Annotated in this window: 21 protein-coding genes; 11 read left to right on the top strand and 10 right to left on the bottom strand. The window is 60.5% G+C overall.

Annotation, left to right across the window (positions count from 1 at the left end; translation table 11 throughout):
- Window positions 1-15 precede the first annotated feature (15 nt).
- Genes AB4N64_RS17045 through AB4N64_RS17035 form a run of 3 tightly spaced genes read left to right on the top strand, consistent with a single transcriptional unit; the run spans window position 16 to window position 1,948 of the window.
- Entirely contained in the window at window positions 16-1,224 is a 1,209-nt protein-coding gene (locus AB4N64_RS17045) for an MFS transporter (RefSeq protein WP_460117067.1), read from the top strand.
- Window positions 1,221-1,343 carry a hypothetical protein gene (locus AB4N64_RS17040; RefSeq protein WP_460117066.1) on the top strand — a complete coding sequence of 41 codons (123 nt, stop codon included), beginning with the start codon at window positions 1,221-1,223 and terminating at the stop codon, window positions 1,341-1,343. Before AB4N64_RS17045 ends, AB4N64_RS17040 begins: the two co-directional genes overlap by 4 nt.
- A gap of 53 nt (window positions 1,344-1,396) precedes the next feature.
- Window positions 1,397-1,948, top strand: a complete 552-nt coding sequence (locus AB4N64_RS17035) for a glutathione peroxidase (protein WP_460117065.1) — start codon at window positions 1,397-1,399, stop codon at window positions 1,946-1,948.
- Between the two features lie 136 nt (window positions 1,949-2,084).
- Here AB4N64_RS17035 and AB4N64_RS17030 read toward each other — a convergent pair whose 3' ends face one another.
- The 3 genes from AB4N64_RS17030 to AB4N64_RS17020 all read right to left on the bottom strand — a co-directional run bounded on the left by AB4N64_RS17030 (window position 2,085) and on the right by AB4N64_RS17020 (window position 4,592).
- Window positions 2,085-3,362, bottom strand: coding sequence for an OmpP1/FadL family transporter (locus tag AB4N64_RS17030; protein ID WP_460117064.1), 1,278 nt, complete (start codon window positions 3,360-3,362; stop codon window positions 2,085-2,087).
- 147 nt (window positions 3,363-3,509) lie between these two features.
- Window positions 3,510-3,992 carry a hypothetical protein gene (locus AB4N64_RS17025; protein ID WP_460117063.1) on the bottom strand — a complete coding sequence of 161 codons (483 nt, stop codon included), beginning with the start codon at window positions 3,990-3,992 and terminating at the stop codon, window positions 3,510-3,512.
- 375 nt (window positions 3,993-4,367) lie between these two features.
- Window positions 4,368-4,592 carry a hypothetical protein gene (locus AB4N64_RS17020; RefSeq protein WP_008031832.1) on the bottom strand — a complete coding sequence of 75 codons (225 nt, stop codon included), beginning with the start codon at window positions 4,590-4,592 and terminating at the stop codon, window positions 4,368-4,370.
- Window positions 4,593-5,573: 981 nt separating this feature from the next.
- Between AB4N64_RS17020 and AB4N64_RS17015 the strand changes: the two genes are divergently transcribed.
- Both AB4N64_RS17015 and AB4N64_RS17010 read left to right on the top strand, forming a co-directional pair.
- On the top strand, window positions 5,574-5,897 hold the full coding sequence (locus AB4N64_RS17015) for a sel1 repeat family protein (RefSeq protein ID WP_460117062.1): 324 nt from the start codon (window positions 5,574-5,576) through the stop codon (window positions 5,895-5,897).
- Window positions 5,898-6,093: 196 nt separating this feature from the next.
- Window positions 6,094-7,437, top strand: coding sequence for a DNA recombination protein RmuC (locus AB4N64_RS17010; RefSeq protein WP_460126788.1), 1,344 nt, complete (start codon window positions 6,094-6,096; stop codon window positions 7,435-7,437).
- Between the two features lie 141 nt (window positions 7,438-7,578).
- Here the strand turns inward: AB4N64_RS17010 and AB4N64_RS17005 are convergent, their stop codons facing one another.
- Both AB4N64_RS17005 and AB4N64_RS17000 read right to left on the bottom strand, forming a co-directional pair.
- The gene (locus AB4N64_RS17005) at window positions 7,579-11,049 is read right to left on the bottom strand and encodes a hybrid sensor histidine kinase/response regulator (protein WP_460117061.1); all 3,471 of its coding nucleotides are present in this window, start codon (window positions 11,047-11,049) and stop codon (window positions 7,579-7,581) included.
- A gap of 221 nt (window positions 11,050-11,270) precedes the next feature.
- Complete coding sequence (locus tag AB4N64_RS17000; protein WP_460117060.1) at window positions 11,271-11,810, bottom strand: TetR/AcrR family transcriptional regulator; 540 nt, start codon at window positions 11,808-11,810, stop codon at window positions 11,271-11,273.
- Window positions 11,811-11,901: 91 nt separating this feature from the next.
- Between AB4N64_RS17000 and AB4N64_RS16995 the strand changes: the two genes are divergently transcribed.
- The 4 genes from AB4N64_RS16995 to AB4N64_RS16980 all read left to right on the top strand — a co-directional run bounded on the left by AB4N64_RS16995 (window position 11,902) and on the right by AB4N64_RS16980 (window position 16,716).
- The gene (locus AB4N64_RS16995) at window positions 11,902-13,098 is read left to right on the top strand and encodes an MFS transporter (protein ID WP_460117059.1); all 1,197 of its coding nucleotides are present in this window, start codon (window positions 11,902-11,904) and stop codon (window positions 13,096-13,098) included.
- Between the two features lie 74 nt (window positions 13,099-13,172).
- Window positions 13,173-13,484: a cupin domain-containing protein gene (locus tag AB4N64_RS16990; RefSeq protein WP_460117058.1), complete on the top strand. Its 312-nt coding sequence runs from the start codon at window positions 13,173-13,175 to the stop codon at window positions 13,482-13,484.
- A gap of 106 nt (window positions 13,485-13,590) precedes the next feature.
- Window positions 13,591-14,742: a TDT family transporter gene (locus tag AB4N64_RS16985; protein ID WP_460117057.1), complete on the top strand. Its 1,152-nt coding sequence runs from the start codon at window positions 13,591-13,593 to the stop codon at window positions 14,740-14,742.
- A 99-nt stretch (window positions 14,743-14,841) separates the two neighbouring features.
- Complete coding sequence (locus AB4N64_RS16980) at window positions 14,842-16,716, top strand: MFS transporter (protein ID WP_460117056.1); 1,875 nt, start codon at window positions 14,842-14,844, stop codon at window positions 16,714-16,716.
- Window positions 16,717-16,752: 36 nt separating this feature from the next.
- Here AB4N64_RS16980 and AB4N64_RS16975 read toward each other — a convergent pair whose 3' ends face one another.
- The 5 genes from AB4N64_RS16975 to AB4N64_RS16955 all read right to left on the bottom strand — a co-directional run bounded on the left by AB4N64_RS16975 (window position 16,753) and on the right by AB4N64_RS16955 (window position 21,512).
- Entirely contained in the window at window positions 16,753-17,679 is a 927-nt protein-coding gene (locus tag AB4N64_RS16975; RefSeq protein WP_460117055.1) for a GGDEF domain-containing protein, read from the bottom strand.
- A gap of 164 nt (window positions 17,680-17,843) precedes the next feature.
- On the bottom strand, window positions 17,844-18,584 hold the full coding sequence (locus AB4N64_RS16970) for a YciK family oxidoreductase (protein WP_460117054.1): 741 nt from the start codon (window positions 18,582-18,584) through the stop codon (window positions 17,844-17,846).
- A 164-nt stretch (window positions 18,585-18,748) separates the two neighbouring features.
- Window positions 18,749-19,420 carry an N-acetylmuramic acid 6-phosphate phosphatase MupP gene (gene mupP, locus AB4N64_RS16965; protein ID WP_460117053.1) on the bottom strand — a complete coding sequence of 224 codons (672 nt, stop codon included), beginning with the start codon at window positions 19,418-19,420 and terminating at the stop codon, window positions 18,749-18,751.
- Between the two features lie 4 nt (window positions 19,421-19,424).
- Window positions 19,425-20,123, bottom strand: coding sequence for a bifunctional 2-polyprenyl-6-hydroxyphenol methylase/3-demethylubiquinol 3-O-methyltransferase UbiG (gene ubiG, locus AB4N64_RS16960; RefSeq protein ID WP_460117052.1), 699 nt, complete (start codon window positions 20,121-20,123; stop codon window positions 19,425-19,427).
- 54 nt (window positions 20,124-20,177) lie between these two features.
- Window positions 20,178-21,512, bottom strand: coding sequence for a TRZ/ATZ family hydrolase (locus AB4N64_RS16955; protein ID WP_460117051.1), 1,335 nt, complete (start codon window positions 21,510-21,512; stop codon window positions 20,178-20,180).
- 108 nt (window positions 21,513-21,620) lie between these two features.
- Here AB4N64_RS16955 and mtnA point away from each other — a divergent pair, with 108 nt between their 5' ends.
- Complete coding sequence (gene mtnA, locus AB4N64_RS16950; protein ID WP_460117049.1) at window positions 21,621-22,697, top strand: S-methyl-5-thioribose-1-phosphate isomerase; 1,077 nt, start codon at window positions 21,621-21,623, stop codon at window positions 22,695-22,697.
- 419 nt (window positions 22,698-23,116) lie between these two features.
- The gene (gene gyrA / locus AB4N64_RS16945) at window positions 23,117-25,771 is read left to right on the top strand and encodes a DNA gyrase subunit A (RefSeq protein WP_460117048.1); all 2,655 of its coding nucleotides are present in this window, start codon (window positions 23,117-23,119) and stop codon (window positions 25,769-25,771) included.
- The last annotated feature ends 157 nt before the right edge of the window (window positions 25,772-25,928 follow it).

The following is a 25,928-nucleotide window of genomic DNA, read 5'->3' as shown; positions in this document are numbered from 1 at the left end:
CCGGAGAATAAGAATATGACATCGATGTGGCGTACTTGCGGCTGGGTTCTGTTGGGGAGTGCGTTGATTCTTGCGTTGTCCCTGGGCGTACGGCATGGCTTCGGGCTGTTTCTGGCGCCGATGAGTGCCGAGTTTGGCTGGGGGCGTGAAACCTTTGCCTTTGCCATCGCGTTACAAAACCTGATCTGGGGCCTGGCCCAGCCCTTCACTGGCGCGTTGGCCGATCGCTTCGGTGCGGCGAAAGTCGTGCTGATCGGTGGTGTGCTGTACGCCTCGGGCCTGGCGTTGATGGGGCTGTCGGATTCTGCATTGACCCTGTCGTTGAGCGCCGGTCTGTTGATCGGCATTGGTCTGTCAGGCACATCGTTCTCGGTGATACTCGGCGTGGTGGGGCGTGCTGTCCCGCCGGAGAAACGCAGCATGGGCATGGGGATCGCCAGCGCGGCCGGTTCCTTCGGTCAGTTCGCCATGTTGCCCGGTACGCTGGGATTGATCGGCTGGCTGGGTTGGTCGGCGGCGTTGCTGGTGTTGGGCCTGCTGGTGGCCATGATCGTGCCGTTGGTGAGCATGCTCAAGGACAAGCCATTGCCGGCGGCCGGCCACGAACAGACCCTGACCGAAGCACTGCACGAAGCCTGCTCCCATTCCGGGTTCTGGCTGCTCGCGTTCGGCTTCTTCGTCTGCGGTTTCCAGGTGGTGTTCATCGGCGTGCACCTGCCAGCCTACCTGGTGGATCAACATCTGCCCGCGACGGTTGGCACGACGGTGCTGGCGCTGATCGGCCTGTTCAATATCTTTGGTACTTATACAGCGGGCTGGCTCGGCGGGCGCATGTCCAAGCCGCGTTTGCTCACCGGCCTGTATTTGCTGCGGGCGGTAGTAATCGGACTGTTCCTGTGGGCGCCGGTCACGACCACCACGGCCTATCTGTTTGGTATGGCAATGGGCTTCCTCTGGCTGTCGACGGTGCCATTGACCAACGGTACGGTGGCGACCTTGTTTGGCGTCCGTAATCTGTCCATGCTCGGTGGGATCGTGTTCCTGTTCCACCAGCTCGGCTCGTTCCTCGGCGGCTGGCTGGGCGGGGTGGTGTATGACCGAACCGGGAGCTATGACTTGATCTGGCAAGTCGCGATTCTGTTGAGCCTGATGGCTGCCGCGCTGAACTGGCCAGTGCGTGAACGGCCTGTGGCGCGCCTGCAAACGCAAATGAGCGCGACATGAATAGCCTGTGGCCGCGGGTCGCCGTTGCGGCCGCTGGCACCCTGTTGCTGGCCCTGGCGTGGTGGGGCTGGCACCGGGGCGGGCTGGCGTTGATGCAACTGGGCATGGGTGCTTGCTAGCGCAAGCCCAGGGCGAGTAAGTTCGTTGCAGATGACTTGAAGGATGACTGGATATGTTGATGCGCTGGCTTGCTGTTCCCGCGTTACTCCTAGCCGTTGGCGGTTTGGCGCAGGCCGCCGAATGCCCGGAGCTGTTGCAGGGCTCGTTGCCGAAACTGCGCGCCAAGGAGTCCATCGATTTGTGCCAACGCTTCGCCGGCAAACCGCTGGTGGTCGTCAATACCGCCAGTTTTTGCGGCTTTGCCCCACAATTCAAGGGGCTTGAGGCGCTCAATCAGCAATACAAGGACCAGGGGCTGGAGGTCATTGGCGTCCCGTCCAATGACTTCAAGCAGGAGTCCAAGGACGGCGAAGAGACCGCCAAGGTCTGCTACGTGAACTACGGCGTGACATTCACCATGACCGAGCCGCAGAAGGTTCGTGGTGATGACGCCACGCATCTGTTCCGGGTGCTGGCAGCCCAGAGCAGCGCGCCGAAGTGGAATTTCTATAAATACGTGGTTGATCGCAAAGGCCACGTGATCGCCAATTTCTCCAGCCTGACCAAACCGGATGATCCGGCCTTCATCAGCGCCGTGGAAAAAGCCCTGGCCTCGCAGCCCTGATCTGCATGCATTCTGTAGGAGCGAGCACGCTCGCGATGGAGGTTTAGGCCCCGCTGGGTGTCAGGCATCCAGCGTTATCGTTGACGACCATCGCGAGCATGCTCGCTCCTACAGGGACAGGTTCAGGCGTTGATCATCAGAAGCGGTAAGTTGCGCCTACACCAAAACCGTTTGCCGAGTTTTCATACTTGGAGCTATACGACTGGTTGCGAGGTGCACCGTTGGAGTTGTTCACCGTCACCGACTCTTCTTTCAGGTACGAGTACGCCACGTCGATGGTCAGGTCGTCGGTCGGGCTCCAGCCGGCGCCCACGCTGAAGATCGTGCGATCGCCAGTCGGGATGCGTGGGGAGCGGTGTTCGTTGTTGGTCGGCGACTGGTCGAAGGACAGGCCGGTACGCAATACCCACTGCTTGTTCAACTGGTAGGAAGCACCGATGGCGTGAGCCCAGGTGTCGTGCCAGTCTTGCTCTTCAGTGATGGTGCCGAACTGGGGACGCAGTGCGGCTGGAACGCCATCGTTCTCAACCGAGATCTCCTTCAGGCGGCTCCAGCGGGTCCAGGTGCTGCCTGCGTAGAGGGTCCACTGGTCGTCCAACTGGTGAGTCACGGAGAAATCAACCGACTCAGGGGTGGAGATGTCCAGGGAGGCATCGTACTTCTGGTTCGGATTCTGGCCTGCAAGGGCGAGACCGACGTAGCTGACCTTGGTGTCGCCGTCGAGTTTGTACTTCACTTTCGAGTGATAGGTCATGCCCAGGCGAGTGCTGTCGGTGGCTTGAACCAGTACACCCACGTTGAAGCCCAGGGCAGTATCGTCACCCTTGATGGTCACAGTGCCGTCCGGACCCCGAGGGTTCAGCGACAGGTTTGATTCCAGTTTGCCGTCGATGCGGTTGATGGTCGGCCCGAAACCGATCGACACCTTGTCGTTGAAGGCGTAGCTGATGGTTGGCTGGACGGTCACGATCTTGACTTCGCTTTTGCTGCCGAAGTACTTGCCGGCAAAGCCGTTCTCGTAGTCGGTTACCAGGCCGAACGGCGCGTATACGCCCAGGCCGAATGCCCAATGGTCGTCGATTGGCTTGACGTAGTAACCCATAGGTACGCCCATGAACGGAACCATGTCACCTTTATTGGTGCCGCGGTTCGGGCTGGAGCTGGCGTCGCTGATATCGGTGTGTGCGTCAATGAATGCAACACCGCCGGTCACTTGTTCGCGCTTGAGGCGCGCCATGCCGGCAGGGTTGCCAAATACGGTGGATGCGTCGTCGGCAGAAGAAGAGCGCCCGGCAAAACCTGTCCCCATCCCGCTGATGCTTTGTTCGTTGAGGGCGAAGCCACTCGCAAAGATCTGGGTGGAGGCGAGGGTAACGGCGAGGCTAAGGGTGGTTTTGAGCATGACTTTTTTCATTATTAGAACTCCTGATGATCACCGGGGCGGAAATTACCAACATTTTCGTCCGGGCGCTATAGGCTGTATCGCTTGAGTTAGAGCGGTTTTGTAGGACAATCCAACCAGATTCGCGGCATGTTGCACGATCTTTCGGAGCGGGGTGTATCAGCAGGCGACCTGATTCAGCGGTGAAACACAGGTTTGCCAGGCATAGGTGAAGTCTCTGAGGCGTCCTTGCGGCTGAAAGGTCTGGCGCCAGATGCGCGCCATGCCCAACAGATCGTCGGCTTCGGGGAGTGGAGTGTTCTGTTCTTCCACCAGCAGCCAGGCGATGGCTGTGGCGTAACGCAGGTTGACGGTCAATTCAATGTGGGGGCCACTGAGGAAAGCGTGTTGGCTGGCCAGCCCGCGGACCAGGCTGGCGCGTTCCGGGTCCAGTGCCAGGTAATCGTCCCACAGCGCCTGGTGGCGGGGTTCGGCAATTCTGTACAGGCCATGGCCACGGCGGTCATGCAGGGCGGAACCAAGGGCGGACTGACTGGCGGCGATGCCCAGCAACAGGGATTCGGCGGTTGCGTTATGGCGTCCAAGGTAGATCAACGTCGGACGGATCACATAACGGCAAAGTTCGCTGGCAGCGATACCCATAACACCCTCGGAACATGAAGTGGTCGGCGAGTCCTGAGAGGGAGCGTTGGCAGCGGTGGATAAAGACTCAGGCTCGCCGGAAGCGGATCAAGCCGCTTGAGTTGAAGTCTAGTGTCATATTCGCGTTGTAAAGGATTGTTTTTAAAATATTTCTGATCGGCAGTTATAAACGTTATATCGATTGGGACTTAGTCGCTGAGAAACACAAGGCAATAAAAAGCCCCGCTTTTAGGGCGGGGCTTTCGCTTTCGCTGCACTCTGTAGGAGCGAGCATGCTCGCGAATGGAGGTCGGTGCACCGCGGGCATTCAGGCATCCCGCGTTTTCGTTTACGTCCATCGCGAGCTTTTGCTCGCTCCTACATGGCGTGGCAGTGTCAGGCGACCAGCGCCTGGCGAGTACGCTCGATCACGGCCTGCAGCGGCTCGGCGCTGGAGTACTGGTCGGGGTACAGGCGTTCGCTGTGACGAGCGATGCCGTGTTCGTTGACCAGCGTAAAGCTGAAGCAGCCTTTGCGAGCGGCCATGATCAGGCAGTTCATCGGAGCAAAAGCATTGGTGAGGGTGCGGATTGCATCCTGTGTATGGATTTGAGTAGTCATTAAAGGTGTTCCTGCAAGCGACACGGATATGAACCGTGCAAAATTAAAACGTTCCAGTAACGACGACCACCATTGGTCGAACGAAGAACCCGACTGGAACAAAGCAGCCAGTTTGAAGCGCTGATTAAATTGGCGCGCTTGGGCTGGCAGGTAGGTACTTAGGAGGGCAGGCATCACATCGAGGGCAAAGGTTCTGGGCCCGGGGTGAAGATCCTGATCAATTTGCAGGTTGGTTCGGTCAGAGTAAGGGGCTTCGCAACACCCTTTGATTGCGATTCAAAGGTCGTGTTGGCGCAAGTTTTACCTGGAAACCATCGAGGTGGCCGATCCCGCTTGTTCGGTGGGCTTCTGTGCAAGAAGGCATGCCGGGGGGATTTGTTCGACCAGAATTGACTTTCAGCTTGGTACTAACGCCGCGGATAGTAACGGATCGAACGGAGAAAGGGAAGGGTATCGATCAATTACCTTTGAGTAGGCCTCTGGGCTCAATCCCCCTGCGGCATTTCCCGGGGCTTTTTGCCCCGAAATGGCCCGGAATCCGACAGTCGGTCAATGACGTTCGTCGCCCAAAAGGCGGCCTTAGGCCAGGGGTTGCCAAGGTTTATTCCCAGATTAAGTAACAAAACGCGCCGAAAAAGCGCACCCATATAACCGCCCTGGAGGTACTTGTGCACATTAGTTGCGCAACCTGTAACCTCGCTGTCACATCGCCCTCAAGCGCAATGGCTGCCTGCAGGAAAAATTTAAGTCAATGAAAAACATCGCTTTTTTTTACTGGTGAAAAAATCGTCAGTTTGACTGCGAGCCCCATTCCATAAGGCTTTGCGGGAGTTCAAGGGCGGTTGTCCACTGAGTTATCCACAGCTTCTGTGGATTGTCCCGAGCGCTTGCTCTAGGACGGGCGTGCCGGGATTTTTTAGACTTTACCTGTAAGAAAAAGAGAGTAGAGTGGCGCGCCTCCGATTTGCCCCACAGTGCTTTATGAAGTTTCGCTCCGTATCAGTTTCCGCCACCTCAAATCCTTCCAGTGTTACCCCACCTAAACGCATTTCGATGCGCGTAGCCGAGTGGCTGCTCGACAGTCCACGCCTGGGTGACAACACCAATGTCAAACATTTCGCCGGACGTTTGCTCAAGCAGCCAGCTCGCGAAGGGGTGGTGGCCGCGCAAAGTCGCCTCGGCCAGTTAATGTGCCGCGAGTGTGGCAATGCCCGGGATCGCCGTATCGGCCAGGACCTCCTGCGCCAGGCGGCTCGAGCCGGTGACCGCCGTGCCCAGAAGGAACTCGGGTTGATCGAAGACTGAGCTGTCCAAGACCTGACGCCTTGGTTAACCTTCAATTTTCAGCGGATGGGCAGGAATGGCAATGGCGATGGACTTGACCAGCATATTGCTGGGTCTGGCAGGGGCCGCACTGCCGTTGTTGGCGTTGGCCTGGCAACTGCAACGCCGGGCGAGCCATTCGCAGTCGGACGTTGCCCTTTTGGAAGAGCGCCTGGCCATGGCTCAGATGGCCCAGAATGGCTTGAACGCGCAACTTGAAACCTGTCGCGACGAAATAGCCGATCTGGGTCAGGCGAACACCGCCAGGCAGGCTGAACTGGCCGCCCTGCGCCGTGAAGTCGAACTGCTGCAGATCGAGCGTGACGATGCCCGTGACGCTGCTCATGCCTGGAACATCGAGCGTGCGGGCAAGGAGGCCGAGCTGCGTCGTCTGGATGCGCAGGCCGCCTCGCTGAATGCCGAACTGCGTGAGCAACAGGAAAGCCACCAACAGCGCCTTAATGACCTGCAAGGCTCGCGAGACGAGCTGCGTGCCCAGTTCGCCGAACTGGCCGGCAAGATCTTCGACGAGCGTGAGCAGCGTTTTGCCGAATCCAGTCAGCAACGTTTGGGGCAGTTGCTCGATCCGTTGAAGGAGCGCATCCAGTCGTTTGAAAAACGCGTTGAGGAAAGTTACCAGGCCGAGGCTCGCGAACGCTTTTCCCTGGCCAAGGAGCTGGAGCGCCTGCAACAGTTGAATCTGCGCCTGAGCGACGAAGCCACCAACCTGACCCGCGCGTTGAAAGGCCAGAAAACCCAGGGTAACTGGGGCGAGCTGATTCTTGAGCGGGTGCTGGAACACGCCGGCCTGGAGAAAGGGCGCGAGTACCAGACCCAGGTCAACCTCAAGGGCCCGGACGGTGAGCGCTTTCAGCCGGATGTGATTATCTACCTGCCGGGCGACAAGCAAGTGGTGGTCGACTCCAAGGTCAGCCTGACCGCCTATCAGCAATTCGTCGCGGCTGAAGATGACGGCATTGCCCAGATCGCCATCAAGCAGCACGTGCAATCGTTGCGCAGCCACGTCAAAGGGCTGGCCGGCAAGGACTACAAGCGCCTCGACGGCCTGCACAGTCTGGATTTCGTCTTGTTGTTCGTGCCCATCGAGGCTGCGTTTTCCGCCGCGTTGCAGGCCGAGCCGAGCCTGTTCCAGGAAGCGTTCGACCGCAACATCGTGATTGTCAGTCCGACCACCCTGCTGGCCACGCTGCGGGTGATCGACAGCTTGTGGAAGCAGGAGCGCCAGAGCCAGAACGCCAGGGAAATTGCCGAGCGGGCAGGATGGCTGTACGACAAGTTTGTGTTGTTCATCCAGGATCTGGACGAAGTCGGAAATCGTTTGCAGCAGCTGGACAAAGCCTACAGCGCGGCGCGCAACAAGCTGACAGAAGGTCGCGGCAATCTGGTCAGTCGTAGCGAGCAACTCAAGTTGCTCGGGGCGCGCGCCAGTAAAAGCCTACCGGCGGATTTGCTGGAGCGGGCGATGACGGATGTCGATGGGTTGGTCGAGCTGCCTGAATAAACTTCGCTCCAGGTGTCCGCATCCCCCCTGTAGGAGCGAGTTTACTCGCGATGGTCGTCAACGATGACGCTGGGTACCTGACACCCTGCGGTGCCTGGACCTTGATCGCGAGCAAGCTCGCTCCTACAGGTAAAGCGCCGATCACAGCGGCAGATGCCGGCTCAACAAGGCGCGCAGCGCCGCAGGTTTGACCGGCTTGGCCAGGTAATCCAGGCCAGCTGCATGCACCCGCGCCACCGTCTCCGGGTGACCATCGGCGCTGATCACCACGCCTGGCACCGGCTCACCCAGGCGGGTGCGCAGCCAGGCCATCAACTCGGTCCCGGTCTCGCCATCGTCCAGGTGGTAATCGACCAATGCCAATTGCGGACGTATGCCGCTGTCCAGCAGTGCCGCGCACTCGTCACGGTTGCGGGCGGTCCAGACCTGGCAACCCCAGCGGGTCAGCAGGCTGTTCATACCGATCAGGATGCTGTCTTCATTGTCGATGCACAGTACCTGCGCGCCGCTCAACAATTTACCGTTGAGTTCGGTGGCGTTGATCGGTGCGGCAACAGGGGCCTTGCTCAACGGCACGCTGACGCTGAACACGCTGCCGCGTCCTGGCCAGGAGCGCACTTGCAAGGTATGGCCGAGCACACGGCACAGCCCATCGGCAATGGCCAGGCCCAACCCCAGGCCTTTCTCGGCGCGGGTCTGATGGCTGTCGAGGCGCTTGAATTCTTCGAAGATCACTTTCAATTTGTCTTCGGCAATCCCCGGGCCGCGATCCCAGACTTCCAGGCACAGCTCGCCCTTGCGCCGACGTACTCCCAGCAGCACCGGGCCACGGGCATAGCGGAAAGCATTGGTGAGGAAATTCTGCAGGATCCGGCGCAGTAGCTTGATGTCGCTGTCGACCCGCAGGGTGCTGCCGCGCACCCTGAACTTGAGCCCTTGCTCGCGTGCCAGCGCCTTGAATTCCGCGCCGAGAATGTCAAACAGCTCGTTGAGCATGAACGGTTTGATATCCGGGTTGATCTTGCCGTTCTCCAGGCGCGAAATATCCAGCAGGTCGCTGATCAGGTCTTCGGCCGAGCGCAGTGACGAATCCAGGTGTTGCACCAGCTTCTGCGCCTCGCTGGACAAGCCGTCGTCCTGATGGGACAAGGCGGCAGAGAACAGGCGTGCGGCGTTCAGCGGCTGCATCAGGTCGTGGCTGACCGCCGCAAGGAATCGGGTTTTCGACTGGTTGGCCGACTCGGCGGTGCCCTTGGCTTCGGTCAGCGCGATGTTGAGTTGCGACAGCTCGTGGGTGCGCTCCGTTACCCGGCGCTCCAGGCCTTCGTTGGCTTCGGTGAGCGCCTGTTCGGCCTCGCGGAACGCGGTGATGTCGGTGAAACTCATGACAAACCCGCCGCCCGGCATCGGGTTGCCGATCAACTCGATCACACGCCCGTTAGGGAACAATCGTTCGGAGGTGTGGGCGCGGCCCTGGCGCATCCAGTGCAAGCGGCGCGCGACGTGCACTTCCGCTTCACCGGGGCCGCAAAGCCCACGCTCGGCGTTATAGCGGATGATGTCGGCAATCGGACGGCCGACACTGATTAACCCGTCGGGGTAGTTGAACAGCTCCAGATATCGTCGGTTCCACGCTACCAGGCGCAGCGATTGATCGACCACGCTGATGCCCTGGGTGATGTTCTCGATCGCACCCTGCAACAGCGCGCGGTTGAACTGCAGCACTTCCGAGGCTTCGTCGGCGATTCGGACGACGTCCTCAAGTTGCATTTCCCGACCTTCGATGGCGGCTTTTACCACTGCCCGCGTCGAAGACGCGCCGAGTACACCGGCCAGCAGGCGTTCGGTGTGGGCGATCCATTCATCGTCGGCGTTCTGGTTGGGGTTGAAGCCTTTGCCCTGGCGGTAGGCGAAGCGGATAAAGCTCTGGCGGGCCCGTTCTTCACCGACAAAACGGGCCGCCAGTTGCAGCAGGTCGTCGATTTGCACCGCCAGCATTGAACGGGCGCTGGGGCGGGCACTGATTTCCTGGCCAATGAAACGACCTGCTTGCCAATGTTCCGAGACGCGGGTTCGCGACAGTACCGATACCCAGGCGAACAGGGTGAAGTTGCCCGTCAGGGACAGCACCACGCCTTGCGTCAGGGGGGTGATTGGCAGATTCAGTGGATTGCTGTGCAGCCAGGCCAGGCCCGGGAAGCTGCTCAATGACAAGCCCAGGCTGTGGGCGGCAATCGGCAGGACCAGCGTGTAGAACCACAGGAACGTGCCGGCGGCGAGACCCGCGAACACGCCCCGGCGATTCGCCTGTTTCCAGTACAACGCACCCAGCATGGCCGGCGCCAGTTGGGTCACGGCGGCGAAGGCGATCTGGCCGATAGTCGCCAGGCTGGCGGTTGAGCCCAGCAATCGATAGCTGACGTACGCCAGCAGCAGAATTACCACGATGCTGACGCGGCGCACGGAGAGCATCCATTGGCGGAACACTTCGAACGGCCGCTCGGCATTGTTACGGCGTAGCAACCAAGGCAGCAGCATGTCGTTGGAGACCATGGTCGACAGCGCCACGCTGGCCACAATGACCATACCAGTCGCCGCCGACGCGCCGCCGATAAATGCCAGCAATGCCAGCGCGGGATGGGACTGGGCCAGTGGCAGGCTGATCACGAACGAGTCAGGTATCACTGAACTGGGCAGCATCATTTGGCCGGCCAGGGCGATGGGCACCACAAACAGCGCCGCCAGCGCCAGATAGGCGGGGAACACCCACTTGGCCAGGCGCAGGTCCTGCGGATCGATGTTCTCCACCACCGTCACATGGAATTGTCGCGGCAGGCAGATGATCGCCATCATTGCCACACCGGTCTGCACCACCATCGATGGCCAGTTGATGGTTTCCTTCCAGTATTCCTCCAGGCGCGGGGCGAGCATGGCCTGGTCGAACAGGTCGTCAAAACCGTCGTACAGCCCGTAAGTCACGAACGCGCCGACCGCAAGAAAGGCGAGCAGCTTGACCAGCGACTCGAACGCAATCGCCAGCACCATGCCGCGGTGGTGTTCCGTGGCGTCGAGGTTGCGAGTACCAAACACGATGGTAAACAGCGCCAGTACCAGTGACACGATCAGCGCGGTGTCCTGGGCGCGGGTGCCCATCGCGTCGGCACCAGCTCCGATCAGCAGGTTCACGCCGAGCACGATGCCCTTGAGTTGCAGGGCGATGTAGGGCAGCACACCGACGAGGCAGATCAACGCGACGACGATCGCCAGCGACTGGGATTTGCCGTAGCGGGCGGCGATGAAGTCGGCGATGGAGGTGATGTTCTCCTGTTTGCTGATCATCACCATTTTCTGCAGGACCCACGGTGCACAGACCAGCAGCAGGATCGGCCCCAGGTAGATCGGGAGGAACGACCAGAGTTGTTCAGCCGCCTGGCCGACGGCGCCGAAGAAGGTCCAACTGGTGCAATAGACCGCCAGCGACAGGCTGTATACCCAGGCACGCACTCGCGGTGGCAGCGGCGTACTGCGCCGGTCACCGTAGAAGGCGATGGCAAACATGATGGCCATATAGGCCAGGGCAACGGCGGCGATCAGCCCGCTGGACAGCGACATGGAGACTCCAGACAAAAGACACCCGGGGCATGTGCCCGGACAGACAGTCTCGCACGACCGTCTGCGTTAGTCAGTGTCGACCAAGGTCGTGGCGTGGCGGGGTGTCGCATGGGGTTTTCCGGGGGATTTACGGTGGCTGAGCTGGCCTCATCGCGGGCAAGCCCGCTCCCACAGGTACAGCGGTGCTCTTTGTGGGAGCGGGCTTGCCCGCGATGGCGGTTTCACTGACTCAACGCAATCCCGACCAACCCCTGCAACTCCTCAATCTCCAGCGGCGCCGTGGAGAACAGAATGCGGAACACTGAAGGCGCCACCACCAGATTGATCAGATGATCCACGCTGGGCTTGGGCTGATCGGGATAACGATCCAGGATCGCCTGCAACTGCCCGGCAATGATGGTCGCGCAGCAGCCGGGTGTCGGGCTCGCCTGTACATCGCGCAGCATGTTGCGGCCTGGCTCGGAGCTCATTTCGTCCAGGTACTGCTCCGCCCATGCCTGCACGTCGCCGCGAAGGCTGCCGGTATCGAGCGGCTGACTATCGGGCTGCATACGCGCCAGGGCGACGTCTGCGAGCAGGGCCGACAGATCACCCCAGCGCCGATAAATGGTCGACGGCGTAACGCCCGCGCGCGCAGCGATCTGCGGGACGGTCACGCTGGCGCGATCCTGCTCGGCAAGGAGCGCGCGCACCGCCGAGTGGATCGATTCCTGAACCCGGGCGCTGCGACCGCCTGGGCGTAAACCTTCTTTAATAGCCATGTGCCGGACCTTAACACAAAGAATTTGCTTTAAGCGCCAGTGAGTCGCACACTCCGCAAAAGCAAAAAATTAGCTTTTGCGGAGTGTGCACATGCCGAATTCAAATTCCACACGGTCAAGCCTGGGCTTTCTGGCGATCACTTTACTCAGTTTTCTCGCCGCTTCCACGGCGCCGACGCCCTTGTATCACCTGTATCAAGAGCAACTGCAGTTCACGGCGGCAACCCTGACCCTGATTTTCGGCGTGTATGCCATGAGCCTGCTCGTGGCGCTGCTGACAGTCGGTTCACTTTCCGATTACCTCGGACGCAAGCCGGTCATTTTTACCGCGGTGCTGCTCAACATGTTGGCCATGCTGCTGTTTATCCATGCCGACAGCGTGGCCTGGTTGATCGGCGCGCGCGTCCTTCAAGGTTTCGCTACCGGGATGGCCACCGCATCGTTGGGGGCGGCACTGCTCGATTGTGATCGTCAGCAAGGCCCATTGGTCAATAGCGTAGCGCCGTTGCTGGGCATGGCGGCTGGGGCCATGGGCTGCGGCTTGCTGGTGGAGTTCGCACCCCTGCCATTGCAATTGACCTTCTGGATTCTCTTCGCGCTGTTCGCCTGGCAGGCACTCTATGTCTGGCGTCTGCCAGAGAGCGTGAGTCCCCAACCTGGCGCGCTGTCGTCGTTGCTGCCAACGCTGCATGTGCCGGTGCAGGCGCGGCGGACCTTGTACCTGGTGCTGCCGATCAACACCGCCGCTTGGGCGCTGGGTGGTTTTTTTGCCTCCCTCGCTCCTTCGCTGGTGCGAACCGCCACGGGCTCGACCTCGAACCTGATCGGTGGCGCGACCGTGGCCGTGCTCACCGTCACCGGTGCCCTGATGATTTACACCTTGCGCAATCGGCCTGCCGACAAAGTTTTGCGCCTGGGGGCGAGCGTCCTGCCCGTGGGCGTGATACTCATTCTGCTGGCTGTGCACAGCGCCAGCCTGGTGTTGTTCTTCATCGGGACCCTGGTTGCCGGTTGCGGCTTCGGTGCGAGTTTTCTCGGCACGCTGCGCACGGTTGTGCCACTGGCCTTGCCGCATGAGCGAGCGGGGCTGATGTCGGCCTATTACGCGTTGAGCTATCTGGCGTTCTGCTTGCCGTCGTTGCTGGCCGGTAACCTGACGCGAACCTTTGGCCTGGTAAAGACAACCGAGGGCTACGGTGTCGTGCTGATCGTCCTCGCAGTCGGTGCGCTGCTGGCGTTGCTGCGCCAGCAGCGCGCCCAACCGTACAGCGCCGCCGGGCGTCCATGAAATGCGCCGCTGGGTGAAGCCGCAGCGGGGCATTTTGGGTTAGCCTTGGCCGGTCATTCATCGACGGACCGACCATGAACATCATCCGCAGCAAAAGTTTCACCGCCGAGCGTGCCTGGGGTGCGCTCGACATCGCCAACATGAATGGCATCACCACGCGCCTGCACTGGACCGACCAGCCCTACAAATGGCACGTGAACGACGGCCAGGAGGTATTCGTCGTGCTCGATGGCCACGTGCAGATGCGATACCGCGAGGACGGTGTCGAGAAAACCGTCGTACTGGAAGTCGGCGATATCTTCTATGCGTCGGTCGGGACCGAGCATGTGGCGCGGCCATTGGGCGTGGCGAGAGTCCTGGTGATCGAGTCGGAAGGCAGTGTCTAGAACACTTATCTGTAAAATAGATAACAGTTAGAGAAATTACCCGTTATATAGATATTCGATCTGGATCTACCATGGGCTCTACCTCTTCAGAGGACAGGAGTTCGACATGACATGCCCCACTATCGCCACGCCCAGTTTCAGACCTTTAAGCCATTTGCAGCATCCGCGCGATGTCATTCGCCATTTCACCCCGAACTGGTTCGCCGCCACCATGGGCACCGGTGTCCTTGCGTTGGCGCTTGCACAACTGCCATTCGCAGTGCCCGGTTTGCGAGCGTTGGCTGAAGCGCTCTGGCTGTTGAACATCGTTCTGTTTGCCTTGTTCACGGCGCTCTACGCAGCGCGTTGGCTACTGTTTTTCGATGAGGCCCGGCGCATTTTCGGCCACTCCACGGTCTCGATGTTCTTTGGCACCATTCCCATGGGGCTGGCGACCATCATTAACGGTTGCCTGGTGTTTGGGTTGCCGCGCTGGGGCGATGGCATGATTCAGGTCGCCGGGTTGCTGTGGTGGCTGGACGTAGCGCTGTCCGTGGCCTGTGGCGTGTTGATTCCTTATATGATGTTCACGCGCCAGGAGCACAGCATTGACCAGATGACCGCTGTCTGGCTCCTGCCGGTGGTGGCTGCCGAGGTCGCCGCCGCCAGTGGTGGGTTGCTTGCACCGCACCTGGCCGATGCCCATGCGCAACTCGTAGTGCTGGTCACCAGTTACGTGCTGTGGGCGTTTTCCCTGCCGGTGGCCCTGAGCATTCTGACCATCCTGTTGTTGCGCATGGCCCTTCACAAGTTGCCCCACGAAAACATGGCGGCGTCGAGCTGGCTGGCGCTCGGCCCGATTGGGACCGGGGCGCTGGGCATGTTGTTGCTGGGTAATGACGCGCCGGCGATTTTCGCCGCCAACGGCATGCCGGGTGTCGGTGAGATCGCTGCGGGCCTGGGGCTGGTGGCGGGGATTACGCTATGGGGCTTCGCGCTGTGGTGGATGTTGATCGCGTTTCTGATCACCTGTCGTTACCTGAGCTCCGGCATTCCGTTCAATCTGGGTTGGTGGGGCTTTACCTTTCCCCTGGGCGTCTATGCTCTGGCGACGCTGAAACTGGCGAGCCACCTGGACCTGATGTTTTTCAGTGTCTTTGGTTGTGCGCTGGTGGCGCTGCTGGTGGTGATGTGGTTGATCGTCGCCGGACGCACGGTGCAGGGCGCTTGGCGCGGCGATTTGTTTGTCTCACCTTGTATTGCAGGTTTAAAGAAATAACCGTCCAGGATTCGGTAAGGTGTGGCCTGGATCGACGTTCGACATTCCAATAATTAGAATCCAGGCCACTCGTTACCCAAGAACAGGGACACACGGAAGATGAGTCACCCCTCACAGTTCACCTTGCTGCGCACCCGGCGCTTCCTGCCGTTCTTTCTGACTCAGTCCCTCGGGGCATTCAACGACAACGTGTTCAAGCAGTCGTTGATTCTTGCCATTCTGTACAAGCTGACCATCGAGGGTGATCGCTCGATCTGGGTCAACCTGTGCGCGCTGCTGTTTATTCTCCCGTTTTTCCTCTTCTCGGCACTGGCCGGGCAATTTGGTGAGAAGTTCGCCAAGGACGCGCTGATCCGTCTGATCAAGCTCGGGGAAATCGCGATCATGGTGGTAGGGGCGGTGGGGTTCGTCTTCGATCATCTGGCCTTGATGCTGGTGGCATTGTTCGCCATGGGCACGCACTCGGCGCTGTTCGGCCCGGTGAAATACTCGATCCTGCCCCAGGCGCTGCACGAGGAAGAGCTGGTCGGCGGCAACGGTCTGGTGGAGATGGGCACCTTCCTGGCGATTCTCGCCGGGACGATCGGCGCCGGGATCATGATGTCGTCCGCCAACTACGCCCCTATCGTCTCCACGGCGATCATCGGCATCGCGGTGCTCGGTTATTTGGCCAGCCGCAGCATCCCGCGTGCGGCGGCCTCGTCACCGCAAATGCGTCTGAACTGGAACATTTTCAGCCAGTCCTGGGCCACCTTGAAACTGGGGCTGGGGCAAACGCCGGCCGTGTCGCGCTCAATCGTTGGCAACTCGTGGTTCTGGTTCGTCGGGGCGATTTACCTGACGCAGATCCCGGCCTATGCCAAGGAGTGGATGCACGGCGACGAAACCGTGGTGACCCTGATCCTCACAGTGTTCTCGGTAGGCATCGCCCTCGGCTCGCTGCTTTGCGAAAAGCTGTCCGGGCGCAAGGTTGAGATCGGCCTGGTGCCATTCGGCTCGTTCGGCCTGACCGTATTCGGTCTTTTACTGTGGTGGCATTCCGGTGGGATCCCCGACAGCGCCACCGGCCATGGCTGGATCGAAGTCCTCGGTTTCGCTCACACCTGGCTGGTGTTGATGGACATTCTCGGCCTGGGGATCTTCGGTGGTTTCTACATCGTGCCGCTGTACGCGCTGATCCAGTCGCGCACGCCGGAAAACGAGCGGGCGCGGGTGATTGCCGCCAACAACATTCTCAATGCGTTGTTCATGGTGGTGTCGGCCATTGTCTCTATCGTGTTGCTGAGCGTGGTCAAACTGTCGATCCCACACCTGTTCCTGGTGGTCTCGCTGTTGAACATCGGCGTCAATGCCTACATTTTCAGGATCGTTCCCGAGTTCACCATGCGATTCATGATCTGGCTGCTCAGCCATTCCATGTACCGCGTCGAGCATCGCAACCTGGAGGCGATTCCGGATGAAGGCGCGGCGTTGCTGGTGTGCAACCACGTGTCGTTCGTCGACGCGTTGCTGATCGGCGGCGCTGTGCGTCGGCCGATTCGCTTTGTGATGTATTACAAAATCTACAACCTGCCCGTGCTGAACTTCATCTTCCGCACTGCCGGGACCATTCCCATCGCCGGGCGTCATGAGGACATTCAGATCTATGAAAAGGCTTTCACGCGGATCGCGCAGTATCTGAAAGACGGTGAGCTGGTGTGCATTTTCCCCGAGGGAAAGTTGACGGCCGATGGCGAGATCAACGAGTTCAAGGGCGGCTTGACGCGGATTCTCGAGGAGACCCCCGTGCCGGTGATTCCACTGGCGTTGCAGGGCTTGTGGGGCAGCTTTTTCAGTCGCGATCCCGCCAAGGGAATCTTCCGGCGCCTGTGGTCGCGGGTGACGTTGGTGGCGGGGCCGGCGGTAGCGGTTGAGTTGGCGGAGCCAGCCAGTTTGCGCGCACGGGTCGGCGAGCTGCGCGGCACGCTGCGCTGAGGCGTCGAGATGGGCCGCTGCGGCGGCCAGCCCGATTCAGCCTGCCATCGCCAGGCGATTGCGTCCTTCACGCTTGGCCACATAGAGCGCGCTGTCGGCACGGCGAAGCAGGCTCTCGGCCGACTCGCCGGGCAGCAGGGTCGAACAGCCAAGGCTGACGGTCAACTCGATCAAATGACCATCGGCGAGGAAATCCTGGTTCTGTGCACAAGCTCGCAAGCGCTCGCCAACCAGGGCTCCGGCCTCGCGGCCGGTGTTGGACAGCAGGATCAGAAACTCCTCGCCACCGTAGCGAAACACCATGTCGACGTTGCGCAACTGGCTCTTGATCGCGGCTGCCACGGCACGCAGTACGTCATCGCCAGCGCCGTGGCCATGGGTGTCATTGATCTGCTTGAAGTGATCGATGTCCAGCATGAGCACTGACAAGGGCTGCAGATGCCGACGCGACATGTCGATTTCCCGCTGCAGCGTTTGATCCATGGCGATGCGGTTGCCGGTATCCGTCAGCGGGTCGCGCAGAGCGCTTTGGGTAGCTGCGCGATAGAGCAAGGCATTGCGCATCGGGTACAACAGGGTCGAGAGCAGCGATTCGAGGTTGCCCAGCTCCTGATCGCTGAAGCGCTGGTTGCGGCGAAATACCAGCTCGCCCAGGTGCTCGCCTTCATGACTGAGGCTGTAGCTGATCGAGTGGTAGCCGCGTCGGCCGAATTCCAGTCGCAGGTCGCTGGCCTTGTGTTCATAGCTCAAGGCGTCCAGTGGCACCAGCCGATGAATTTCACGGAAAAACCCGTCGAGAATACGTTGCGGCTCAAGACTGGTCTGCAACTGCTGATTCAACTGCTGGCGCACCTGCGCAAGGCTGACCGGCCGCTTCAGCAGTGAGGGTTGTAGACCAATGCCCAGGCGTTGCAATTTGGCAGCGTCGAAGTCAATTGCGTTGGTCTGGGGGGGTGATTTCATATGGCGTGCGCCCTTGAGCAGTAAGTCTGTCTTACAAGCAGGGTGAGGGCGGCACTGGCTGCGCGTCGTACTGATCCATCAGTCCCGTAGGACATTTACGACAAAGTTTAGTGGGAAGAGTGCCGTGACGGGAATTCGCCACGGCACAAAGCCGACGCACGGTATTACTGGGCGTTGAACGCCTGGCCGTTGATGCCAGTGCTGTCCGGACCCATCAGGTAGAGGTAGACCGGCATGATCTCTTCGGGGGTTGGGTTGTTCAGCGGATTTTCCCCAGGGTAAGCCTGGGCGCGCATGCTGGTGCGGGTGGCGCCGGGGTTGATGCTGTTGGAGCGCACCGGGGCAACGGTGTCGACCTCGTCCGCCAGGGTTTGCATTAGCCCTTCGGTGGCGAATTTCGACACGCCGTAAGCGCCCCAATACGCACGGCCCTTGCGCCCGACACTGCTGGAAGTGAACACCACCGAGGCGTCCTGCGACAGCTTGAGCAATGGCAGCAGGGTGCTGGTGAGCATGAACATGGCGTTGACGTTGACCTGCATGACACGCATGAAGTTTTCGCCGGACAGCTGTTCGATGGGCGTGCGCGGACCAATGATCGACGCGTTGTGCAGCAAGCCGTCGAGGTGGCCGAACTCGCCCTCGATCATCGCCGCCAGTTCATCGTACTGATGGGGCTGGGCGGTCTCCAGGTTGAACGGGATCACCGCTGGCTGTGGATGGCCGGCGGCTTCGATTTCGTCGTAGACCTGGGTCAGGTTGGCTTCGGTCTTGCCGAGCAACAGCACGGTGGCGCCGTGGGCCGCGTAGGCCTTCGCTGCGGCGGCACCGATGCCACGACCGGCACCGGTGACCAGGATGATGCGGCCCTGAAGCAGATCGGGGCGTGCGGAGTAATCAAACATAAGAACCTCAACAAATCAGGTTGTGCGCCGGGGTGACCGCTGCGCGGTCAATCGCGAGCAAGCTCGCTCCCACAGGGTCAGGGGTGTAAACACCACTTATGTACGACGCAGTAACTGTAGGAGCGGGCTTGCCCGCGATGGCGTCAGCCGAGACAACGCAAATCTCAGCACCCACACAACGCGCTATCAAGCACCTTGCGCAGCTCCAGCGGATGATCCACCACCACGTCCGCACCCCAATGCCGCGGATTGTCGTCGGGGTGAATGTAGCCATAGGTCACCGCCGCCGTACGGGTGCCGGCGTCGCGGCCCGACTCGATGTCGCGCAGGTCGTCACCGACGAACAGTACGCTGGCCGGGTCCAGGTCGAGCATCTTGCACGCCAGGATCAACGGCTCCGGGTCAGGCTTGCTGTTCTTCACATGGTCGGGGCAGATCAACAGCGCCGAACGCTCGGCCAGCCCCAGTTGCTGCATGATCGGCTCGGCAAACCGCACGGGCTTGTTGGTCACTACGCCCCAGATCAGGTTGGCTTTCTCGATGTCGGCCAGCACTTCAGGCATGCCGTCGAACAGCTTGCTGTGAACGGCACAACCCTTGAGGTAGCGTTCCAGGAACTCCTGGCGCAGCTCTTCGAAGCCCGGCGACTCCGGGTCCATGGAGAATGTCACGGCGACCATCGCCTTGGCGCCACCGGAAATTTCGTCGCGGATATGTTTGTCATTGATTGGCGGCAAGCCGCGATCGGCCCGCATTGCCTGACAGATCGCGATGAAGTCCGGCGCGGTGTCGAGCAGGGTGCCGTCCATGTCGAAAAGGACCGCTCTGATACGCATCGGCTTACTCCTCGCGCAGGGTCTGGATCATGTAGTTGACGTCCACGTCGCCAGCCAGCTTGTAATGCTTGGTCAGTGGGTTGTACGTCAGGCCGATGATGTCCTTGACGGTCAGGCCGGCCATGCGGCTCCAGGCACCCAGCTCGGAAGGGCGGATGAATTTCTTGAAGTCGTGGGTGCCACGCGGCAGCAGCTTCATGATGTATTCGGCGCCGACGATGGCGAACAGGTACGCCTTCGGGTTGCGGTTGATGGTGGAGAAGAACACCTGGCCACCCGGCTTGACCATTTTGTAGCAGGCGCGGATGACCGACGACGGGTCGGGTACGTGCTCGAGCATTTCCAGGCAGGTCACCACATCGAACTGTTCCGGCATTTCTTCGGCCAGGGCTTCGGCGGTGATCTGCTTGTATTCGACCTGCACGCCGGATTCCAGCTGATGCAGCTGCGCGACGGCCAACGGCGCTTCACCCATGTCGATGCCGGTCACGGTGGCGCCGCGCTGGGCCATGGCTTCGCTGAGGATACCGCCGCCGCAACCGACGTCGAGCACCTTTTTGCCGGCCAGATTGACGCGCTCGTCAATCCAGTTGACCCGCAGAGGGTTGATGTCATGCAGGGGTTTGAACTCGCTTTCACGGTCCCACCAGCGATGGGCCAGGGCTTCGAATTTGGCGATTTCGGCGTAGTCGACGTTACTCATGGTTCATCCTCTAAAACTTGAAAAATCCTGTTGCCCCGACGGCGGTCAGGGGGCTTACGATTCGTTGTGGCCGCTGATGCGCTGGCCCCAGGCCCTGGCAGTGGCGGCCAGTTGTTCTTCATCGAGCCGCGTCAGGCGGCGATCATCGAGCAATTGTTTACCGGCGACCCACAGGTGTTTCACGCAGTCGCGGCCGGTGGCATATATAAGCTGCGAAACCGGATCGTAGACCGGCTGCTGCGCCAGGCCAGACAGGTCGAATGCAACCATGTCCGCGACCTTGCCGATTTCCAGCGAGCCTGTCTCGGCTTCGATCCCCAGGGCTCGGGCACCGTTGAGCGTCGCCATGCGCAGGGCGCGATGGGCGTCCAGCGCAGTGGCCGAGCCCGCGACGGCTTTGGCCAGCAGGGCCGCCGTGCGGGTTTCGCCCAACAAGTCGAGGTCATTGTTGCTGGCCGCACCATCGGTGCCGACCGCCACGTTGACGCCCGCCTGCCACAAACGCTCTACGGGGCAGAAACCACTGGCCAGTTTCAGGTTCGATTCCGGGCAGTGAACCACCGTGGTGTTGCTTTCTACCAGCATCGCCAGGTCTTCATCGCTGATCTGAGTCATGTGTACCGCCTGAAAACGCGGTCCCAGCAGGCCCAGGCGCGCCAATCGGGCCAATGGTCGCTCGCCACGCTGCTCCACCGCCTGTTGCACTTCGAACGCGGTCTCATGCACGTGCATGTGGATCGACGCATCCAGTTCTTCAGCGATCACCCGGATTTTCTCCAGGTTTTCATCGCCCACGGTGTAGGGCGCATGGGGGCCGAATGTCACTTTGATGCGCTCGTGATGCTTGAGGTCGTTGAACAGTTCTACGCCCTGACGAATGGCTTCATCGGCGTTGCTGGCGCCCGGGATGGGGAAGTCGAGGATCGGAATCGCGATTTGTGCGCGGATACCGCTGTTATGTACGCGTTCGCTGGCAACCTTCGGGAAGAAATACATGTCAGAGAAACAGGTGATGCCACCTTTGATCTGTTCGGCGATGGCAAGGTCGGTGCCGTCGCGTACAAAGGCTTCATCGACCCATTTGGCTTCTGCAGGCCAGATGTGGTTTTCCAGCCAGGTCATCAGTGGCAGATCGTCAGCCAGGCCGCGGAACAGGGTCATCGCCGCATGGCCGTGGGCATTGATGAGGCCGGGGCTGAGCAGCATGTCCGGCAATTCGCGGACTTCGCTTGCATTGAGCTTGAGCGCGGCGGCGCGTGGACCAATAAACACGATGCGGCCGTCGCGGATGCCCAGGCCATGGTCCTTGAGGACAACGCCAGCGGGTTCGACGGGTACCAGCCAGGTCGGCAGCAATAACAGGTCGAGCGCAGCGGCAGTGTTCGGCATCGAGGATCGGTTCCAGTACTTTTGTAAAAGATGGCGAAGTATACCCGAGCGTCTTCGCGGGGGGATCGCTATAATCGGCGGCTTTTGTTCATGAGTGCGGGGTGAAGGATGCGCGATCGACTGTTGGCGGCGGAGAAAGTTAAGGCCATCGATTGGCGTGATGGCGCCCTGTATCTGCTGGATCAGCGCATTTTGCCTCTCGAGGAAGCCTGGCTTGCGTACACGAGTGCGGCCGGGGTGGCCGAGGCCATTCGGTCGATGGTGGTGCGCGGCGCTCCGGCAATCGGCATTGCTGCCGCTTATGGCATGGTGCTCGCCGCCCGGACACGTATCGCCGAAGGAGGCGACTGGTATGCGGCGCTGGAAGAAGATTTCGCCCTGCTGGCCGACTCCCGTCCCACGGCGGTCAACCTGTTCTGGGCGCTGAACCGTATGCACGATCGGCTCGATCGCCTGAAAGGCCACGACAATCCGCTGGCCGCGCTGGAGGCTGAGGCCATCGCCATTCATGAAAGTGATCGCGAGGCCAACCTCACCATGGCGCAACTGGGTGTGGATCTGATCCGCAAGCACCAGGGCAATGCCCAGACCATCCTGACCCACTGCAACACCGGCGCGCTGGCCACGGGCGGCTTCGGCACGGCGCTGGGCGTCATTCGCGGTGCTTTCATCGAAGGCATGATCGAGCGGGTGTATGCCGACGAAACCCGTCCCTGGCTGCAAGGTTCTCGATTGACCGCGTGGGAGTTGGTCAACGAAGGCATTCCCGTGACGCTCAATGCCGACTCGGCCGCAGCGCACATCATGAAGACCAAAGGCATCACCTGGGTCATCGTCGGTGCGGACCGCATCACCGCCAACGGCGATGTGGCGAACAAGATCGGCACCTATCAACTGGCGGTGAATGCCATGCACCATGGTGTGCGCTTCATGGTGGTGGCGCCGAGTTCGACCATCGACATGAACCTGGCCAGCGGTGACGACATTCCGATTGAAGAGCGCGAAGGTCGTGAGTTGCTGGAAGTGGGCGGCAAGCTGATTGGTGCGGATGTTGATGCGTTCAACCCGGTATTCGACGTGACCCCGGCGGACCTGATCGATGCGATCGTGACGGAGAAGGGCATTGTCGAGCGTCCGGATACCGCGAAGATGGCGCAGTTGATGTGCCGTAAGCGCCTGCATTAAAAATTTTTGTTGTCTGGGTAGGCCTGATCGCGAGCAAGCTCGCTCCTACAGTGGGTTGATGTCGCTCACAATCCCCTGTAGGAGCGAGCTTGCTCGCGATTAGGCCAGTAAAACCAACAAAAGAACCAGATCCAACCCTGTTTTCAACATTCGATACAGCTCTAAGCCCCTCAGGCCCCCGTCAAGCCAGTCACCGCTCATCTAACTACTCTCCATGCGCATCAGGGGGATAGGTGCGTGGCGGCTCTTGTGATAACATCCGGCGGTTTCCAGGGTCGCCCGAGGTGGCGGCCCCAACTGCGCAGATCCATGGCATAACTTGTTGATTTGTCGTAAGTCGGTGCATTGGCAATCAGCCGGCATCGGCGAGCTTCGTTGGTCCTGACGAAGTTTCACCAGAAAAAGGAATCAGGCTTCTCATGGGCGAACTGGCCAAAGAAATCCTCCCGGTCAATATCGAAGACGAGCTGAAGCAGTCCTACCTCGACTACGCGATGAGCGTAATCGTCGGGCGGGCACTGCCGGATGCGCGCGATGGCTTGAAGCCCGTGCACCGGCGTGTGCTGTTCGCGATGAGCGAGCTGGGCAACGACTTCAACAAGCCGTACAAGAAATCTGCCCGTGTCGTCGGTGACGTGATCGGTAAGTATCACCCTCACGGTGATACCGCGGTGTACGACACCATCGTTCGGATGGCGCAGCCATTCTCGCTGCGTTACCTGCTGGTCGACGGCCAGGGTAACTTCGGTTCGGTGGACGGCGATAACGCCGCGGCCATGCGATACACCGAAGTGCGCATGACCAAGCTGGCCCACGAGCTGCTGGCCGACCTGCACAAGGAAACCGTGGACTGGGTGCCGAACTACGACGGCACCGAACTGATCCCGGCGGTCATGCCGACCCGTATTCCCAACCTGCTGGTCAACGGTTCCAGCGGTATCGCCGTGGGCATGGCGACCAACATTCCGCCGCACAACCTCGGTGAAGTCATCGACGGTTGCCTGGCGCTCATCGACAATCCGGAGCTGACTGTCGATGAACTGATGCAATACATCCCTGGCCCGGACTTCCCGACCGCAGCGATCATCAACGGTCGCGCCGGCATCATCGAAGCCTACCGCACCGGTCGCGGACGCATTTACATGCGCGCCCGCTCGACCATCGAAGACATCGACAAGGTCGGTGGCCGCCAGCAGATCGTCATCACCGAACTGCCTTACCAGTTGAACAAGGCGCGCCTGATCGAGAAGATCGCCGAGCTGGTAAAAGAGAAGAAGCTCGAAGGCATCACCGAGCTGCGCGACGAGTCCGACAAGGACGGTATGCGCGTCGTGATCGAACTGCGTCGCGGCGAAGTGCCTGAAGTCATCCTCAACAACCTCTACGCCCAGACCCAGCTGCAGAGCGTGTTCGGCATCAACATCGTTGCGCTGATCGACGGTCGCCCGCGGATCCTCAACCTCAAGGACCTGCTGGAAGCCTTCGTTCGCCACCGTCGCGAAGTCGTGACCCGCCGTACCGTGTTCGAGCTGCGAAAAGCCCGTGAGCGCGGTCACATCCTTGAAGGTCAAGCGGTTGCCCTGTCGAACATCGACCCGGTCATCGCCCTGATCAAGGCCTCGCCAACGCCGTCGGAAGCCAAGGAAGCGCTGATCAGCACGCCTTGGGAGTCGACCGCCGTGGTCGCGATGGTGGAGCGTGCCGGCGCCGATTCGTGCCGCCCGGAAAACCTCGATCCGCAATACGGTCTGCGCGATGGCAAATACTTCCTGTCGCCAGAGCAGGCCCAGGCCATCCTGGAACTGCGCCTGCACCGCCTGACCGGCCTGGAGCATGAGAAGCTGCTGGCCGAGTACCAGGAGATCCTCAACCAGATCGGCGAGCTGATCCGCATCCTCAACAGCGCAGCGCGCCTGATGGAAGTGATCCGCGAAGAGCTGGAAGTGATCCGTGCCGAATACGGCGATGTGCGGCGCACCGAGATCCTGGATGCCCGTCTCGACCTGACCCTGGGCGACATGATCCCGGAAGAAGAGCGCGTCGTGACCATCTCCCACGGCGGTTATGCCAAGACCCAGCCTTTGGCTGCGTACCAGGCACAACGTCGTGGCGGTAAAGGCAAGTCGGCCACTGGCGTCAAGGATGAGGACTACATCGCTCACCTGCTGGTCGCCAACAGTCACACCACGCTGTTGCTGTTCTCCAGCAAGGGCAAGGTGTACTGGCTGAAAACCTACGAAATTCCAGAGGCGTCCCGCGCCGCTCGCGGTCGTCCACTGGTGAACCTGCTGCCGCTGGACAGTGATGAGTACATCACCACCATGCTGCCGGTCGAGGAATACACCGAAGGTCACTTCATCTTCATGGCCACTGCCAAAGGCACCGTGAAGAAGACCCCGCTGGAATCCTTCAGTCGTCAACGCAGTGTTGGCCTGATCGCGCTGGAGCTGGACGAAGGCGACGTGCTGATCTCCGCTGCCATCACCGACGGCGAGCGCGAAGTCATGCTGTTCTCCGACGGTGGCAAGGTGACTCGCTTCAAGGAAACCGACGTCCGTGCCATGGGCCGTACCGCTCGTGGTGTGCGCGGGATGCGCCTGCCGGAAGGCCAGAAGCTGATTTCCATGCTGATCCCGGAAGAAGGCAGCCAGATCCTCACCGCTTCCGCACGTGGTTACGGCAAGCGTACGGCGATCACTGAGTTCCCTGAGTACAAGCGTGGCGGCCAAGGCGTTATCGCCATGGTCAGCAACGACCGTAACGGCCGCCTGGTTGGCGCGGTCCAGGTGCTTGACGGTGAGGAGATCATGCTGATTTCCGACCAGGGCACCCTGGTTCGTACCCGTGTCGACGAAGTGTCCAGCCTGGGCCGTAATACCCAGGGCGTGACCCTGATCAAGCTGGCCAACGATGAAACGCTGGTGGGGCTTGAGCGGGTGCAGGAGCCTTCGGAAGTCGAAGGCGACGAACTGGAAGGTGAAGAGGGAGCAGGGTTCGACGGTGAGGTCGTGATAGACGACGTTGCCGAAGACCAGCAACTCGACGCCGCCGCTGACGAAGAACCGCAAGAGTAAGCGGGTAAAGAGGGGGGCGGATGAAAATTCGCCCCCTTGTTGTTTGCCCCTGATGAAAATATTGATTTCCTGTAGGAGCGAGCTTGCTCGCGAAGACGGACTGACATCCACTGACGATGTCTGCTGATGGATCGCTTCGCGAGCAAGCTCGCTCCTA

The organism is Pseudomonas sp. S2_C03 (assembly GCF_054668405.1).
Note: the sequence above shows the minus strand (reverse complement) of the source record. Positions and strands in the feature narration are given on the sequence as shown.

Excerpts from the sequence above, each read along its gene's own strand:
- AB4N64_RS16990 (WP_460117058.1), top strand. The coding sequence starts at position 13,173 with ATGAACATCATCCGCAGCAAAAGTTTCACCGCCGAGCGTGCCTGGGGT.
- AB4N64_RS16955 (WP_460117051.1), bottom strand. The coding sequence starts at position 21,512 with ATGCCGAACACTGCCGCTGCGCTCGACCTGTTATTGCTGCCGACCTGG.
- AB4N64_RS17000 (WP_460117060.1), bottom strand. The coding sequence starts at position 11,810 with ATGGCTATTAAAGAAGGTTTACGCCCAGGCGGTCGCAGCGCCCGGGTT.
- mupP (WP_460117053.1), bottom strand. The coding sequence starts at position 19,420 with ATGCGTATCAGAGCGGTCCTTTTCGACATGGACGGCACCCTGCTCGAC.
- AB4N64_RS16970 (WP_460117054.1), bottom strand. The coding sequence starts at position 18,584 with ATGTTTGATTACTCCGCACGCCCCGATCTGCTTCAGGGCCGCATCATC.
- AB4N64_RS17015 (WP_460117062.1), top strand. The coding sequence starts at position 5,574 with ATGAAGTTTCGCTCCGTATCAGTTTCCGCCACCTCAAATCCTTCCAGT.
- AB4N64_RS17030 (WP_460117064.1), bottom strand. The coding sequence starts at position 3,362 with ATGAAAAAAGTCATGCTCAAAACCACCCTTAGCCTCGCCGTTACCCTC.
- ubiG (WP_460117052.1), bottom strand. The coding sequence starts at position 20,123 with ATGAGTAACGTCGACTACGCCGAAATCGCCAAATTCGAAGCCCTGGCC.
- mtnA (WP_460117049.1), top strand. The coding sequence starts at position 21,621 with ATGCGCGATCGACTGTTGGCGGCGGAGAAAGTTAAGGCCATCGATTGG.
- AB4N64_RS17020 (WP_008031832.1), bottom strand. The coding sequence starts at position 4,592 with ATGACTACTCAAATCCATACACAGGATGCAATCCGCACCCTCACCAAT.
- AB4N64_RS17010 (WP_460126788.1), top strand. The coding sequence starts at position 6,094 with ATGGCTCAGATGGCCCAGAATGGCTTGAACGCGCAACTTGAAACCTGT.
- AB4N64_RS16985 (WP_460117057.1), top strand. The coding sequence starts at position 13,591 with ATGACATGCCCCACTATCGCCACGCCCAGTTTCAGACCTTTAAGCCAT.
- AB4N64_RS17005 (WP_460117061.1), bottom strand. The coding sequence starts at position 11,049 with ATGTCGCTGTCCAGCGGGCTGATCGCCGCCGTTGCCCTGGCCTATATG.
- AB4N64_RS17035 (WP_460117065.1), top strand. The coding sequence starts at position 1,397 with ATGTTGATGCGCTGGCTTGCTGTTCCCGCGTTACTCCTAGCCGTTGGC.
- gyrA (WP_460117048.1), top strand. The coding sequence starts at position 23,117 with ATGGGCGAACTGGCCAAAGAAATCCTCCCGGTCAATATCGAAGACGAG.
- AB4N64_RS17040 (WP_460117066.1), top strand. The coding sequence starts at position 1,221 with ATGAATAGCCTGTGGCCGCGGGTCGCCGTTGCGGCCGCTGGCACCCTG.
- AB4N64_RS16975 (WP_460117055.1), bottom strand. The coding sequence starts at position 17,679 with ATGAAATCACCCCCCCAGACCAACGCAATTGACTTCGACGCTGCCAAA.
- AB4N64_RS17025 (WP_460117063.1), bottom strand. The coding sequence starts at position 3,992 with ATGGGTATCGCTGCCAGCGAACTTTGCCGTTATGTGATCCGTCCGACG.
- AB4N64_RS16995 (WP_460117059.1), top strand. The coding sequence starts at position 11,902 with ATGCCGAATTCAAATTCCACACGGTCAAGCCTGGGCTTTCTGGCGATC.
- AB4N64_RS16980 (WP_460117056.1), top strand. The coding sequence starts at position 14,842 with ATGAGTCACCCCTCACAGTTCACCTTGCTGCGCACCCGGCGCTTCCTG.
- AB4N64_RS17045 (WP_460117067.1), top strand. The coding sequence starts at position 16 with ATGACATCGATGTGGCGTACTTGCGGCTGGGTTCTGTTGGGGAGTGCG.